15 protein-coding genes and 1 pseudogene are annotated in these 13582 nt (G+C 61.1%); 12 read left to right on the top strand and 4 right to left on the bottom strand.

Features of this window, described 5'->3' with window-relative positions:
* Window positions 1-16 precede the first annotated feature (16 nt).
* Window positions 17-292 carry a polyhydroxyalkanoic acid system family protein gene (locus CEC48_RS06905; RefSeq protein ID WP_017478217.1) on the bottom strand — a complete coding sequence of 92 codons (276 nt, stop codon included), beginning with the start codon at window positions 290-292 and terminating at the stop codon, window positions 17-19.
* Between the two features lie 143 nt (window positions 293-435).
* On the opposite strand from CEC48_RS06905, the gene ubiE reads away from it, so the two are divergent.
* From ubiE to CEC48_RS06850, 12 genes and pseudogenes are all read left to right on the top strand, one after another.
* Window positions 436-1206, top strand: a complete 771-nt coding sequence (gene ubiE / locus CEC48_RS06900; RefSeq protein WP_003209306.1) for a bifunctional demethylmenaquinone methyltransferase/2-methoxy-6-polyprenyl-1,4-benzoquinol methylase UbiE — start codon at window positions 436-438, stop codon at window positions 1204-1206.
* Complete coding sequence (locus CEC48_RS06895) at window positions 1206-1829, top strand: SCP2 domain-containing protein (protein WP_088423051.1); 624 nt, start codon at window positions 1206-1208, stop codon at window positions 1827-1829. The genes ubiE and CEC48_RS06895 overlap by 1 nt, the downstream gene beginning before the upstream one ends.
* Window positions 1826-3430 (top strand): ubiquinone biosynthesis regulatory protein kinase UbiB, encoded by a 1605-nt coding sequence (gene ubiB, locus CEC48_RS06890; protein ID WP_088423050.1) that lies wholly within the window; start codon window positions 1826-1828, stop codon window positions 3428-3430. Before CEC48_RS06895 ends, ubiB begins: the two co-directional genes overlap by 4 nt.
* 41 nt (window positions 3431-3471) lie before the next feature.
* Window positions 3472-3864, top strand: coding sequence for a phosphoribosyl-AMP cyclohydrolase (gene hisI / locus CEC48_RS06885; protein WP_010169173.1), 393 nt, complete (start codon window positions 3472-3474; stop codon window positions 3862-3864).
* Between the two features lie 2 nt (window positions 3865-3866).
* Window positions 3867-4199 (top strand): phosphoribosyl-ATP diphosphatase, encoded by a 333-nt coding sequence (locus CEC48_RS06880; RefSeq protein ID WP_017478214.1) that lies wholly within the window; start codon window positions 3867-3869, stop codon window positions 4197-4199.
* A gap of 25 nt (window positions 4200-4224) precedes the next feature.
* Entirely contained in the window at window positions 4225-4503 is a 279-nt protein-coding gene (locus CEC48_RS06875) for a twin-arginine translocase TatA/TatE family subunit (RefSeq protein WP_088423049.1), read from the top strand.
* 10 nt (window positions 4504-4513) lie between these two features.
* Window positions 4514-4960: a Sec-independent protein translocase protein TatB gene (gene tatB, locus CEC48_RS06870; protein ID WP_088423048.1), complete on the top strand. Its 447-nt coding sequence runs from the start codon at window positions 4514-4516 to the stop codon at window positions 4958-4960.
* The gene (gene tatC / locus CEC48_RS06865) at window positions 4957-5748 is read left to right on the top strand and encodes a twin-arginine translocase subunit TatC (RefSeq protein ID WP_088423047.1); all 792 of its coding nucleotides are present in this window, start codon (window positions 4957-4959) and stop codon (window positions 5746-5748) included. Before tatB ends, tatC begins: the two co-directional genes overlap by 4 nt.
* A complete protein-coding gene (locus tag CEC48_RS06860; RefSeq protein WP_088423046.1) occupies window positions 5745-6452 on the top strand; it encodes a 16S rRNA (uracil(1498)-N(3))-methyltransferase in 708 nt (235 codons plus the stop codon). Before tatC ends, CEC48_RS06860 begins: the two co-directional genes overlap by 4 nt.
* Window positions 6453-6630: 178 nt before the next feature.
* Window positions 6631-7689, top strand: a pseudogene (locus tag CEC48_RS32095) (methyl-accepting chemotaxis protein); the annotation flags it as partial.
* Window positions 7675-8547, top strand: a complete 873-nt coding sequence (locus CEC48_RS32090; RefSeq protein ID WP_371917746.1) for a methyl-accepting chemotaxis protein — start codon at window positions 7675-7677, stop codon at window positions 8545-8547. The pseudogene CEC48_RS32095 and the gene CEC48_RS32090, both read left to right, overlap by 15 nt.
* A gap of 172 nt (window positions 8548-8719) precedes the next feature.
* A complete protein-coding gene (locus CEC48_RS06850; RefSeq protein WP_088423044.1) occupies window positions 8720-10627 on the top strand; it encodes a methyl-accepting chemotaxis protein in 1908 nt (635 codons plus the stop codon).
* Window positions 10628-10765: 138 nt separating this feature from the next.
* Here the strand turns inward: CEC48_RS06850 and CEC48_RS06845 are convergent, their stop codons facing one another.
* The 3 genes from CEC48_RS06845 to CEC48_RS06835 form a co-directional block, all read right to left on the bottom strand.
* Entirely contained in the window at window positions 10766-11500 is a 735-nt protein-coding gene (locus CEC48_RS06845; protein WP_088423043.1) for an amino acid ABC transporter ATP-binding protein, read from the bottom strand.
* Window positions 11493-12452 (bottom strand): amino acid ABC transporter permease, encoded by a 960-nt coding sequence (locus tag CEC48_RS06840; RefSeq protein WP_088423042.1) that lies wholly within the window; start codon window positions 12450-12452, stop codon window positions 11493-11495. Before CEC48_RS06840 ends, CEC48_RS06845 begins: the two co-directional genes overlap by 8 nt.
* A gap of 129 nt (window positions 12453-12581) precedes the next feature.
* A complete protein-coding gene (locus tag CEC48_RS06835; RefSeq protein ID WP_088423139.1) occupies window positions 12582-13379 on the bottom strand; it encodes a transporter substrate-binding domain-containing protein in 798 nt (265 codons plus the stop codon).
* Between the last annotated feature and the right edge of the window lie 203 nt (window positions 13380-13582).

Genomic DNA, 13582 nt, shown 5'->3' with positions numbered 1-13582 from the left:
CTAAGAAGGTCGAAAATCAGGCCAGGGCTTTATCCAGCGCCTTCTCGATTTCGGACTTGATGGTGCCACTCATGGCCGACATCAACAGGCCCAGTTCGACTTCGATGCGCAGGGAATCTTCAGCCACTTTCACGGTGCCTTTTACTCCCGAGCGTTTGAGATTCAGCGTGTCGCCGGCCCACGAAGACTCCAGGCCATACTGGTCCTTGAGTTTGCTCGCCAACTTGTCGGCTTTTTCGCGGGCAGCGTCTTTGCCCAGTGTGTGGGCACGTTCAACCTGTATACGGGCCATTTGAATGACTCCTCGTTATAGAGACTTGTCGACCCGCCATGCGGCAAAAGGTCTCGGTGACCACCTATCTTACCTTCAGCCTTGCCAAGACAAAGCATGCCTTGGGGATTAGAATGCCCCCATTCTCTTTTGGTGACAGCGATATGACTGATCAGCGCAAAGGCAGCGATGCCGAACCCACCACTCACTTCGGCTTCAAGAACGTCCCGGAAAGCCAGAAAGCGGAAAAAGTCGCCGAGGTGTTCCACTCGGTTGCCGCCAAGTACGACTTGATGAACGACGTGCTGTCCGGCGGCATGCACCGCCTGTGGAAGCGCTTCACCATTGAGTTGTCGGGCGTACGCACCGGCAACCGCGTGTTGGATATCGCCGGCGGTACGGGCGACCTGGCCGCCAAGTTCTCCAAGCTGGTGGGCCCGACGGGCCAAGTGGTATTGGCCGACATCAACGGCTCGATGCTCAAGGTCGGTCGCGATCGCCTGCTGGATAAAGGCGTGGCGGGCAATATCGAGTTCGTCCAGGCAGACGCTGAAAAGCTGCCGTTCCCGGACAACCATTTCGACTGCGTGACCATCGCCTTCGGCCTGCGTAACGTGACCCACAAGGAAGACGCGCTGCGCTCCATGTTGCGCGTACTCAAGCCCGGCGGCCGCCTGCTGGTACTGGAGTTCTCCAAGCCGACCAACGCGCTGATGTCCAAGGTCTACGACACTTACTCGTTCGCCTTCATGCCGTTGATGGGCAAACTGATCACCAATGACGCCGAAAGCTACCGCTACCTGGCCGAATCGATCCGCATGCACCCGAACCAGGAAACCCTGAAGTCGATGATGGTAGAAGCCGGTTTCGACCGCGTGACCTACCACAACATGACCTCAGGCATCGTTGCCCTGCACCGCGGCATCAAACCCTGATGCTGTTCGCGGGCCTTCTCGCCAGCGTTGAACACGGCCTCAACCGTATTCTGCGCCTGGACAGCACCGCCCTGGCGCGGCTGGCGCACCTGAACGGCAAGATCATCGCCGTCGATTGCACCAGCCCCGCCTTGCAGCTGTTTATCCTGCCCAGCGATGAAGGCCTGTTGCTGGCGTCCCACTGGGCCGCCGACGCCGACTGCACCCTGAGTGCTTCCGGCTCAAGCCTGCTGCGCCTGGCCTTGAGCCGGGACAAGACGGCGATCCTCCACGGCCCCGACGTGGAACTTGAAGGCGACAGCGCGGTGCTGATGGACCTGGCCGCCGTGCTGCAAGACCTGGAACTGGATTGGGAATACGAGCTGTCCCGTTGGCTCGGCCCGGTGGCCACCCAACTGATCAGCGGCCACCTGCGCAGCCGCACGCGCTGGTACCAGCAGGGTTTCGCCAGCCTGAACCAGAACCTCGCCGAATACCTGAGCGAAGAATCGCGCACCTTGGTCGGACAACGGGAAGCCGAAGCGCGCTTTCGCGAACTCGACCAGGCCAAACTCGACCTGGAACGACTTGAGGCGCGCTTCGAGCGCCTGAGCCGCTCCCTTGATTCAAGCGATAACGCATGAAGCTGCTCGCCGTCCGCCGTTTGTTTCGTATCCAGCGCGTCGTAATCCGCTACCGCCTCGATGACCTGCTGTTCGCCCTGCCGTTGCCGTGGTTTCTGCTGGCGGTGCGCTATGTGCTGCCGTGGCGCTGGTTCCCGCGCAAAACCCTCGACCTGAGCCGTGGTGCGCGCCTGCGCCTGGCGCTGCAGGACCTGGGGCCGATCTTCATCAAGTTCGGGCAGATCCTCTCCACCCGCCGCGACCTGTTGCCCGAAGACATCGCCGACGAACTGATGCTGTTGCAGGACCGAGTGCCGCCGTTCGACTCGCAACTGGCAGTCACGCTGATCGAAGAACAGCTGGGCAAGAAAATCAGCGAAGTGTTCAGCCGCTTCGACATCGCGCCGCTGGCCTCGGCCTCGGTGGCCCAGGTGCATGCCGCCCAACTGAAAAGCGGCGAAGAAGTGGTGGTGAAGGTGATCCGCCCGGGCCTCAAGCCGATCATCGGCCAGGACCTGGCGTGGCTGTTCATCCTCGCCCGCGCCGCCGAGCGCTTCTCTGCCGATGCGCGCCTGCTGCACCCGGTGGACGTGGTGCTGGACTACGAAAAAACCATCTACGACGAACTCGACCTGCTGCGCGAAGCGGCCAACGCCAGCCAGCTCAAGCGCAACTTCGAAGGCTCGCAGTTGCTGTACGTACCGCAAGTCTATTGGGACTGGTGCCGCCCCAAAGTGCTGGTGATGGAGCGCATCTACGGCGTGCAGGTCACCGACCTCGTGACCCTGGCCGACCAGCGCACCGACATGAAAATGCTCGCCGAGCGCGGTGTGGAAATCTTCTTCACCCAGGTGTTCCGCGACAGCTTCTTCCACGCCGACATGCACCCCGGCAACATCTTCGTCAGCACCGTGAACCCGTGGAGCCCGCAGTACATTGCGATCGACTGCGGCATCGTCGGCAGCCTGACCCCCGAAGACCAGGATTACCTGGCGCGCAACCTGTTCGCCTTCTTCAAGCGTGACTACCGCCGCGTGGCGCAGTTGCACATCGATTCGGGCTGGGTGCCGGCAGAAACCAAACTCAACGAATTCGAAGCGGCGATCCGCACCGTGTGCGAGCCGATCTTTGAAAAACCGTTAAAAGATATTTCCTTCGGTCAGGTGCTGATGCGCCTGTTCCAGACGGCGCGGCGCTTCAATATGGAAGTGCAGCCGCAGTTGATCCTGTTGCAAAAGACCCTGCTGAACATCGAAGGCCTGGGCCGCCAGTTGTACCCGGACCTGGACCTGTGGAACACCGCCCAGCCGTTCCTTGAACGCTGGATGCGTGACCGCGTCAGCCCGAAAACCCTGCTGGGCAACCTGCAAAGCCAGGTCGAGCAACTGCCACACCTGGCCAACATGACCCGCGACCTGCTGGAGCGCATGTCCCAGCCCCACGCCAACGACCCGCCGCCGCCGTGGCACAAGCGTAAGGACGACTGGTTCCTGCGCCTGCTGGGCGCCGCGCACCTGGTGGGCGGCACGATACTGGCCGCAGGCGGGCCACTGAATGAACTGGGCCACTGGCCGGCTGGCATCATGGTCGCCGTGGGCGTGTATCTGATCGTGCGTCGATAGCCAATCCGGTTATACACTGTCGTAAATTGCCGGAGCCGAAAATGAAAGACTGGCTGGACGAGATCAAGTGGGACAGTGACGGCCTGGTGCCGGCCATTGCCCAGGACTACAAGACCGGGCGCGTGCTGATGATGGCCTGGATGAACCGCGAGGCCCTGAGCCTGACCGCCGCCGAGAACCGCGCCATTTACTGGTCACGTTCCCGTGGCAAACTGTGGCGCAAGGGCGAAGAGTCCGGGCACGTGCAAACCCTGCACGAGATGCGCATCGACTGCGACGCCGATGTGGTGATCCTCAAGGTCGAGCAGATCGGCGATATCGCCTGTCACACCGGCCGTCACAGCTGCTTCTACCGCGTGTTCGAGAACGGCGAGTGGAAGACCGTCGAGCCTGTGCTCAAAGACCCGCACGCCATTTACTCGGCAGGACACTGAACATGACTGACACCCTGAACCGCCTGGCCCAGGTGCTGGAAGACCGCAAGGGCGCAGCCGCCGACAGTTCTTATGTCGCCAGCCTGTACCACAAGGGTCTGAACAAGATTCTGGAGAAACTCGGCGAAGAATCCGTCGAGACGATTATTGCTGCCAAGGACGCGCAAATCAGCGGCGACTGCAGCGACGTGATCTACGAAACTGCCGACTTGTGGTTCCACAGTCTGGTCATGCTCGCCCAACTGGGGCAGCATCCACAGGCAGTGCTTGATGAACTGGACCGTCGCTTCGGCTTGTCCGGGCACGCCGAAAAGGCCTCGCGCCCGTCCGCTTGACCAACTATTACAGAGGAATTGCAGCATGGGCATTTTTGACTGGAAACACTGGATCGTCATTCTTGTGGTCGTTGTGCTGGTGTTCGGCACCAAGAAACTGAAAAACCTCGGCACCGACGTCGGTGAATCGATCAAGGGCTTTCGCAAGGCCATGAACGACGACGAGAAGCCTGCCGACCCTGCCGCCAGCCCGGTGCCACCGGCTCAGCCTGTGCACCCGCAGGCCGCTCAGCCGATCACTGAACGTCGCACCTTCGACGTGCAGGCCGAGCACGTCAAAGAGCAGAACCAAAAAGACTCGTGAGTACTGAATAATGTTTGGTATCAGCTTCTCTGAACTGCTGCTCGTCGGCCTCGTGGCCCTGCTGGTACTGGGGCCGGAACGCCTGCCCGGTGCCGCGCGCACGGCCGGCCTGTGGATCGGGCGCCTGAAACGCAGTTTCAACGCCATCAAACAGGAAGTTGAACGGGAAATAGGCGCCGACGAGATTCGCCGGCAACTGCACAACGAACATATTCTGTCGTTGGAGCAGGAGGCACGGAAGATTCTCTCTCCCGTGCAGGAAACGCCCAAGCCGGTTGAACCTGTGGCCGAGCACTCGATTGCGCCGCCCACCGCGACAGCGCCTGCACCGGCCGCTGAACCTGTGCACGCCGCCGAGCCTGCGCCCGCCGCCCCCGTGACCCCGACCGAACCCGCGCCGACGCCTGCCGTGTCGCCCGCTCCCCACGACCCTACATTGCCGCCGCGAGCCCCATGAGCGCTGATAAACCGGAAACCGACCAGCACATGCCACTGGTCTCGCACCTCACCGAGTTGCGCACCCGCCTGCTGCGCTGTGTCGCGGCGATCTTCATCATCTTTGCCGGGTTGTTTGCCTTTACCCAGCAGATCTACACCTTCGTCTCCACGCCGCTGCGCAATTACTTGCCGGCCGGCGCGACGATGATCGCCACCGACGTGTCGTCGCCGTTCCTCACGCCGTTGAAGCTGACGATGATGGTCTCGCTGTTCCTGGCGATCCCGGTGATCCTGCATCAGATCTGGGGCTTTATTGCGCCAGGCCTGTACAAGCATGAAAAACGCATCGCCGTGCCGTTGCTGGTGTCGAGCATCCTGCTGTTCTACACCGGCATGGCCTTCGCCTACTTCCTGGTGTTCCCGCTGATCTTCAAGTTCTTCGCCGCCGCTACTCCGGCCGGTGTAGAGATGATGACCGACATCACCAGCTACCTCGACTTCGTGATGACGCTGTTCTTCGCCTTCGGCGTGGCCTTTGAAATCCCGGTGGCGGTGGTGCTGCTGGTGTGGATCGGCGTGGTCGACGTCAAATACCTGAAGAAGATCCGCCCGTACGTGGTCATCGGCTGCTTTGTGGTCGGCATGATCCTGACCCCACCGGACATCTTCTCCCAGACCCTGCTGGCCGTACCAATGTGGATGCTGTTCGAGATTGGCATCCTGTTTGGCGGCCTGGTAAGCAAGCGTGGCGACCACCCGGATGACCAACCTGCCGACGACGACCAGCCGCCAGCGACCCAGCCGTGAACCTGCTGCTGCTTGAGGAGGCCGACTTTATCGCGGCCGACCGGGTGGTGTTGCGTGATCGGCGCCTGGTGCATATGCAGGAAGTTCACCGCGCCGCTGTAGGCGACAGCCTGCGGGTCGGCCGGATTGGCGGGCTGATGGGCAATGCGCAATTGCTGCGCCTGGAAGCCCAGGAAGCTGAGTTGGAGGTTACCTTCGACCAACCGCCGCCGGCCAAATTGCCGCTGACCCTGCTGCTGGCCCTGCCCCGCCCGAAGATGCTGCGCCGAGTGCTGCAAACCGTGGCGTCCATGGGTGTGCCACGGGTGGTGCTGGTTAATAGCTACCGTGTGGAAAAGAGCTTCTGGCAGACGCCATTTCTTGAGCCGGAAGCGATTCGCGAGCAACTGATCCTTGGCCTGGAACAGTCCCGGGACACGGTGCTGCCCGAGATCGTTATCGAAAAACGCTTCAAGCCGTTCGTCGAAGACCGCCTGCCCGCCCTGGCGCAAGGCACCCTCGGCCTGATTGGGCACCCCGGCGACTACCCGCCCTGCCCTCGCGGCCTGGATGAGCCGGTCACGCTGGCCATCGGGCCGGAAGGCGGCTGGATTCCTTATGAAGTGGATTTGCTGGCCAAGGCCGGGTTGCAGCCTGTGCAATTGGGCGCTCGCATCCTGAGAGTCGAAACCGCCGTCACCGCACTGCTCGCACGCCTGTTCTGACACCACCCTCCCCTGTAGGAGCGAGCTTGCTCGCGAAAAACTCAAGGGCAACGCGCGCATCCAGAATGCCCGCGTTATCGTTGACGACCTTCGCGAGCAAGCTCGCTCCTACAGAAACATCCGGACCTGCCGATACACTCTGAATAAGTCCAAGCCTTGTTCCAGGGGAGTTCGCAGCATGTATCGTTGGTTAGCCGAAAAAATGGGGAATGTAAGCGTCAACCGCAAGCTGAGCATAGGCTTCGGCCTGGTATTGATACTGACCCTGCTGATCACGTTTACCGGCTGGACGGGCCTGGGCGGCGTGATCAGCCGCGGCGACAAGCTGGGCTATATTTCCAGCCTCAACGGGCTGACCAAGGACCTGCGCCTGGCGCGCCTGGACTTCGAAATGCGTCGTGGCGAACAAGGCACGGGCGCGGTCAACGACTTGATCACACAACTGGACACTGGGCTGAAAACCGCCGCAGCCCTGATCGAGCAACCCGACGACAAGCTCGTCGTGGAACAACAACTGGATGCCTTGAACCAATACAAAAAAGCCTTCGGCGCCATGGTGCAGGCTGGCCTCAAGCGTGAAGGCGCCCGTAGCCAACTGGGCGATACCGCTGACAATGCCGTCGCAAAAACCAACGAAGTGGAAAAATCCCTGCTGCAAGGCGACAGCGTCACCCTGTTCAACAGCGTGGTTGACCTGAGCAAACTGATCCAGCAGGCGCGCTTCCAAGTGCGCGGCTACACCTACAGCGCCAAGGTCGAAGCCGAACAGCCAGCGCTGGATGCCATCGACAACGCCCTGAAAAAAATCACCACCCTCAACGACCAGTTGCCCGAGCAATACCGGGCCAACCTGCAAGAGGCCAGCGTTTCGCTGCAGGCCTACCGCGCCGCCGTCAGCCAGTACCGCGATTCCCAGGTGGCCGCAGCCGCCGCGATGAAAATCATGGCCGAGCAAGGCGATATCCTGCTCGAGCGCAGTAACAAACTCACCACCTCGCAAACCGTGGTACGCGACACCGACGCTGCACATGCCAAGAATCTGTTGTTGCTGGCCACCGCCCTGGCGTTGGCCTTCGGCATCCTCGCTGCCTGGGCCATTACCCGGCAGATCGTAATTCCATTAAACCAGACGCTTAAAGTCGCCGAGCGCGTGGCGTCCGGCGACCTGAGCCACAACCTGATCTCCCTGCGCCAGGACGAACTGGGCCAGCTGCAACGGTCGATGCAGAGCATGACCGTGGGCCTGCGGGAACTGATCGGTGGCATCAGCGACGGCGTCACCCAGATCGCCAGCGCCGCCGAGCAACTGTCGGCCGTCACCGAGCAAACCAGCGCCGGGGTCAACAGCCAGAAGGTCGAGACCGACCAGGTGGCCACCGCCATGAACGAAATGGCCGCCACCGTGCAGGAAGTTGCACGCAACGCCGAAGAAGCCTCTGAAGCCGCCGTAGCCGCCGACCAGCAGGCCCGTGAAGGCGACAAGGTGGTCGGTGAGGCCATCGCCCAGATCGAGCGCCTGGCCAGCGAGGTGGGCAACTCCACCGAGGCCATGGGCCACCTCAAGCGCGAGAGCGACAAGATTGGCAGTGTGCTGGACGTGATCAAATCCGTGGCCCAGCAAACCAACCTGCTGGCCCTCAACGCGGCGATTGAAGCAGCGCGTGCCGGTGAAGCCGGGCGCGGTTTTGCGGTGGTTGCCGATGAAGTGCGCAGCCTGGCCCAGCGCACGCAGAAGTCCACCGAGGAAATCGAAGAGTTGATCGTCGGCCTGCAAAGCGGCACCCAGCAGGTGGCGACCATCATGGACAACAGCCGTAACCTCACCGACAGCAGCGTCGAGCTGACCCGCCGGGCCGGTAGCGCCCTGGAAAACATCACCCGTACCATCTCGACCATCCAGGCGATGAACCAGCAGATCGCCACCGCCGCCGAGCAACAAAGCGCCGTGGCCGAAGAGATCAACCGCAGCGTGCTCAACGTGCGGGATGTTTCCGAACAGACCTCGGCGGCCAGCGAAGAGACCGCCGCCTCCAGTGCTGAACTGGCGCGGCTGGGGATTTACCTGCAAACCCTGGTGGGCCGCTTCAAGGTCTGACCCGCTCGCGGCGGCCATCAAGGCCGCCGTCATGACAACTTGTGAAATTTCCTACGCGTTTTTCAGGTCGTGGATCACACACCTGGCGCCGAATAAAAGTAGCGTTTCAACTTCCCTGGCCCTTGTCAGCGGGACGCTTGAAACGCTCCTTTTGATTCGTTGGAGGTTCACCATGTTTCGTCCACTGACCCGCCTGCTTGGAAACATCAGCATCAGCCTCAAACTTACCCTGGGCTTTGGCCTGGTGCTCAGCCTCAGCCTGATCATCGCGTCTACCGGCTGGCAAGCCCTGAACGCATCCCTTGAGCGCTCACAAAAACTCACGCTGCTTTCGCAATTGGCCATCGTCGGCGAAGAGTTGCGGGCTGACCGTATCGTTTACCGAACGCTGAACGACCCGTCGAGCCTGGTGAAAATCGGCTTGCACATGGACAAGATTGACCATCTCCTGACGGACCTTTCACCACGATTTTTAGACCCGGTCAATCAACAACAACTGCAGGAAAGCCGGCTTTTTGTAACCAGCTTCAAAACCGCCTTGAGTGGCCTGGAAGGCTTGATCAAACACCGCGAAAGCGCCCGTGAACAGCTCAAGCGTGGCTCAGTCCAGGCCAGCGACACCCTCGCGCAACTGTCCAGCGACCTGCCCAATCAAGATGATGAAAAGGCACTCGACGCCGTAGAGCAACTGCGCCAAGCCATGGAGCAAGCCGAGGATCGCGCCCAAAGCCCCGCCTGGGCTGCCTCTTCGCTGGATGTTTATAGCCGGGGTGTCGACGACGCGATCCAGGCACTCGACCATGCGCAGGCCGCCGTTGCGACGCTGCCCGTGGACAGCGCCGCGCTGAAAAGCGCCTTGCTCGATTATCGCACGCAACTGACGCGCCTCAAGGAAGCCCAACTCACCACGGAAGCCACCCAGAACCAGCTTGAGCAATGGCTGGATCAGTTGCTCAAGGAAAGCGACCTGTTAAGCCAGGACCAAACCGCCAAACGCGATCAGGAAGCGGGGCTGGCTCGCACCCTGCTGTTGAATGTCACGGGGGCTGCGCTGTTCTTGGGGGTTCTGGCCGCGTGGCTGATCGCCGCGCAAATCGTCGCGCCGTTACGCCAAGCGCTGTCGACCGCCAACCGAATCGCCGAAGGCGATTTGAGCCACGACATCAACACCACGCGCCGCGATGAACTGGGGCAGCTGCAACGCAGCATCGGGCAGATGACCGTCAACCTGCGGGGCCTGATCGGTGGCATCGGCGACAGCGCCCGGCAGATCGCCAGCGCCGCCGAGCAACTGTCTACCGTCACCGAACAGACCCGCGCCGGGGTCGACGGCCAAAAGCGGGAAACCGAGCAGGTCGCTACCGCGATGAATGAAATGCTCGCCACCTCCCAGGAAGTCGCGCGCCATGCCGAACAAGCGTCGCTGGCCGCCACCGAGGCAGACCGGCAGGCAAACCAGGGCGATCAGGTGGTGGCTGAGGCGATTGTTCACATTGAACACCTGGCCCAGGAGATGGCCCGCTCAAGCCAGGCCATGCAAGGGTTGCAAGAGGAAAGCCGGAAGATCGGCAGCGTACTGGAGGTGATCAAGTCGGTATCGGAACAGACCAATCTGCTGGCCCTCAACGCAGCGATCGAAGCGGCCCGTGCCGGTGAGGCGGGCCGAGGTTTTGCCGTGGTCGCCGATGAAGTGCGCAGCCTGGCGCAACGCACCCAGCAATCGGCCGAAGAAATCGAGGAACTGATCAGCTGCCTGCACCGGGGCACGCAACACGTTGCCGATACCATGGACAACAGCCGCAGCCTCACCGACAACAGCGTGCAACTGACCCGCCGTGCGGGCGATGCGCTGGCTGGCATTACCCGTACTGTTTCGGTGATTCAGGAGATGAACCCACAGATTGCTGCTGCCGCCGAGGAGCAAACGGCGGTGGCGGAGGAGATCAATCGCAGCGTGCTGAAGGTCAAGGACGTATCGGAACAAACGTCGGCCGCGAGTCAGGAGACCGCAGCGGCCAGTGTCGAACTGGCACGCCTGGGTACCGACTTGCAGGTGTGGGTGGGCAAGTTCAAGGTCTGAAAATACCGACAGCCAACGCTAACCTGTGGCGAGGGAGCGTGCTCCCGTTCGAGTGCCAAGCGCTCGCAGCTTTTTTGGGGCCGCTTCGCAGCCCAACGGGAGCACGCTCCCTCGCCACAAAAAACGCTCGCAACGCGTTTACAGGACCTGGCGCAGGAAGGCTTGGGCCCGGGGATCCTTCGGCGCATCGAAGAACTGCGCCGGGGCCGCGTCTTCCAGCAGTTTGCCGTGATCAAAGAACAGCACCCGGTCTGCCACTTCCCGGGCGAAACCCATTTCATGGGTGACACAGACCATGGTCATGCCTTCCAGGGCCAGGGTCTTCATGACGTCCAGCACTTCGCCGACCATTTCCGGGTCCAGTGCCGAGGTGGGCTCGTCAAACAGCATCACCTTGGGCTCCATCGCCAGCGCGCGGGCGATCGCCACGCGTTGCTGCTGGCCGCCGGAAAGCCGTGACGGAAACTCGTTGGCTTTCTGGGCGATGCCGACTTTTTCCAGGAGAGCCAGGGCCTTGGCCTCGCGCTCTTTCTTGCCGCGTTTGCGCACCACTTTTTGCGCCAGGCAAAGGTTTTCCAGCACGGTCATGTGGGGGAACAGGTTGAAGTGCTGGAACACCATGCCGACTTCACGGCGATAGGCGTTCACGTCGGTTTTCGGGTCTGCCAGTTGCAGGCCGTCAATGCTCACCGAGCCCGAATCGAACTCTTCCAGGCCGTTAAGGCAACGCAGGAACGTCGACTTGCCGGAACCGGACGGGCCGATCACCACCAGCACTTCACCCTTGGCCACCTGGGTGGTCACGTTATCCACCGCGCGGACTACGTGGCCACGGGTGTCGAAGACTTTTACCAGATCGCGGACTTCAATCACTTTGCGCGAGCCTCCGCTCAAGCCGGCTGGCGATTTTCGACAGCGGCAGGTTGATCAGCAGGTACAGGCCTGCCACGCAGAACAGAATTTCAAACGGCGAGAACGAGGTGGTGATGACCTCGCGGCCGCTTTTAAGCAATTCGGTAATCGCGATCACCGACACCAGGGACGTGTCCTTCACCAGGCTGATAAATTGCCCGGCCAGAGGCGGTAGCACGCGTTTTAAGGCTTGCGGCAACACCACATGGCGCATCGACTGGCCGGCACTCAGCCCGAGGGAACGTGCCGCTTCATTTTGGCCACGGGTAATCGACTGCACACCGGCACGAATGATTTCAGCCACATAGGCGCCGGTAAACAGCGACAGCGCGGCGATCCCGGCGAATTCCCGGGACAGGTTGAGCACCGTGCCGATAAAGAAATAGAAAATGAAGATTTGCACCAACAGCGGCGTTCCGCGCACCAATTCGACGTAGATCGTCGACAAATCGCGCAAAGTCGGGTTGTTCGACAGGCGACACAACCCGGTCGCCAGGCCAATCAACAGCCCGAGCACCCCGGACACCACCGACAACCACAACGTGGTCCACAAACCCCACAACAACGGGCCCGCAGCCCAATGCCGGGTGACGCCGACCACGTCGCCCTCGGCCACGTCATCGTCCTTGGCCACTTGCAGGCTGTTCTCGGCGACGGTCAGGTGCTGTTCGTTGCCCTCGCCATTACGCAGGGTGACTTCAGCCACATCGCCCTTACGTACCAGCTCGCTGACGGTGGAAATGTCCGACGCACGCAGGGACTCTTCGGCCTGGTAGACGAAGTACTGCGGCACGCGGTTCCAGCGCCATTCGTAGGACATCAGCGAGGTGGCGTAATACAACGCGCCGGCCAGGCCGACCAGCACCAGCACCGTCAGGAGGTGCCAGGGCCATTGGGCTTTTTTCTGTTTCATTTCAGATTCCGGGATGTGTATCGCCTGGCAGGCCCTCTTCGCGAGCAAGCCCGCTCCCACATTAGATCGCGGTCTAAATGTGGGAGCGGGCTAGCTCGCGAAGGACTCGACTCGGTATTAAGCCAACCTTTATTCCATGTCCTTGAGCCACTCGGAGCTCTTGAACCACTTGTCATGGATGCGATCGTAGGTGCCGTCGTTACGGATCTGGTGCAGGAAGTTGTTGATGAAGTTGATGCTGTCGTAGTCGCCTTTCTTCAGGCCGAACGCCAATGGCTCAAAGGTGAACGGCTGGTCGAGGAACACCAGCTTGCCGGCGCCAACCTTATTCACGGCTACCACGTTGTACGGCGCGTCATAGACGAAGGCGTCAGCCTTGCCGTTGACCACATCCAGCACAGCTTCCTGCTCGTTGTCATAGCCGTGGTACTTGGCCTTGGAGATCAGCTTCTTGGCAACCATCTCGCCGGTGGTGCCGAGTTTGGAGGTCAGGCGGTATTTCTCGTCGTTCAGGTCTTTGTAGGACTTGATGGTGCCTTCCAGTTCCTTGCGGATCAGCAGGGTCTGGCCGACCACGATGAACGGTTCGCTGAAGTTCAGGCGCAGGTTGCGTTCCTGGGTCAGGGTCATGCCGCTGCCGATCATGTCGAACTTGTTGGTCAGCAGGGCCGGGATGATCCCGTCGTAGCCAGTGGAGATCGGCTCGAACTTGACGCCCATGGACTTGGCCATGGCCTTGAGGATGTCGACTTCAAAACCGATGATTTCACCGCGCTTGTTGGTCATCTGGAACGGCATGTAGGTCGGGTCCATGCCGACTTTCAGCGTGCCGCGCTTGACCGCATCATCGATGGCGCCGGCATGGGCCGCATTGACCGCCACCAGTGCGGTGAAGCCTAGCAGCAGCATCGAAAGATACTTTTTCATCATCAAGTCCCCTGAACTCATTTCTTGTGAGGTCGGCGCGCAAAAGGGCTGCACCATTTCGGGGTGCGATCCTAACTCACTCATCGCCTGGCACAAAGGTTTCGCCCTGATTTGTTGCCTGGGTATGACAGAAAAGCCCCACAACTGTGCAGAGAACGCTGCCGCTAGACACTTCCACCCACAGGCCAGCCAATTGTTTGATG

Source organism: Pseudomonas sp. K2I15, assembly GCF_002204795.1.
Taxonomy (GTDB): Bacteria; Pseudomonadota; Gammaproteobacteria; order Pseudomonadales; family Pseudomonadaceae; genus Aquipseudomonas.
Note: the sequence above shows the minus strand (reverse complement) of the source record. Positions and strands in the feature narration are given on the sequence as shown.

Coding starts and splice junctions, on each gene's coding strand:
- tatB (WP_088423048.1), top strand. CDS start 4,514: ATGTTTGGTATCAGCTTCTCTGAACTGCTGCTCGTCGGCCTCGTGGCC.
- CEC48_RS06895 (WP_088423051.1), top strand. CDS start 1,206: ATGCTGTTCGCGGGCCTTCTCGCCAGCGTTGAACACGGCCTCAACCGT.
- CEC48_RS06905 (WP_017478217.1), bottom strand. CDS start 292: ATGGCCCGTATACAGGTTGAACGTGCCCACACACTGGGCAAAGACGCT.
- CEC48_RS06880 (WP_017478214.1), top strand. CDS start 3,867: ATGACTGACACCCTGAACCGCCTGGCCCAGGTGCTGGAAGACCGCAAG.
- CEC48_RS06850 (WP_088423044.1), top strand. CDS start 8,720: ATGTTTCGTCCACTGACCCGCCTGCTTGGAAACATCAGCATCAGCCTC.
- CEC48_RS32090 (WP_371917746.1), top strand. CDS start 7,675: ATGCAGAGCATGACCGTGGGCCTGCGGGAACTGATCGGTGGCATCAGC.
- CEC48_RS06835 (WP_088423139.1), bottom strand. CDS start 13,379: ATGAAAAAGTATCTTTCGATGCTGCTGCTAGGCTTCACCGCACTGGTG.
- CEC48_RS06875 (WP_088423049.1), top strand. CDS start 4,225: ATGGGCATTTTTGACTGGAAACACTGGATCGTCATTCTTGTGGTCGTT.
- ubiB (WP_088423050.1), top strand. CDS start 1,826: ATGAAGCTGCTCGCCGTCCGCCGTTTGTTTCGTATCCAGCGCGTCGTA.
- hisI (WP_010169173.1), top strand. CDS start 3,472: ATGAAAGACTGGCTGGACGAGATCAAGTGGGACAGTGACGGCCTGGTG.
- ubiE (WP_003209306.1), top strand. CDS start 436: ATGACTGATCAGCGCAAAGGCAGCGATGCCGAACCCACCACTCACTTC.
- CEC48_RS06840 (WP_088423042.1), bottom strand. CDS start 12,452: ATGAAACAGAAAAAAGCCCAATGGCCCTGGCACCTCCTGACGGTGCTG.
- tatC (WP_088423047.1), top strand. CDS start 4,957: ATGAGCGCTGATAAACCGGAAACCGACCAGCACATGCCACTGGTCTCG.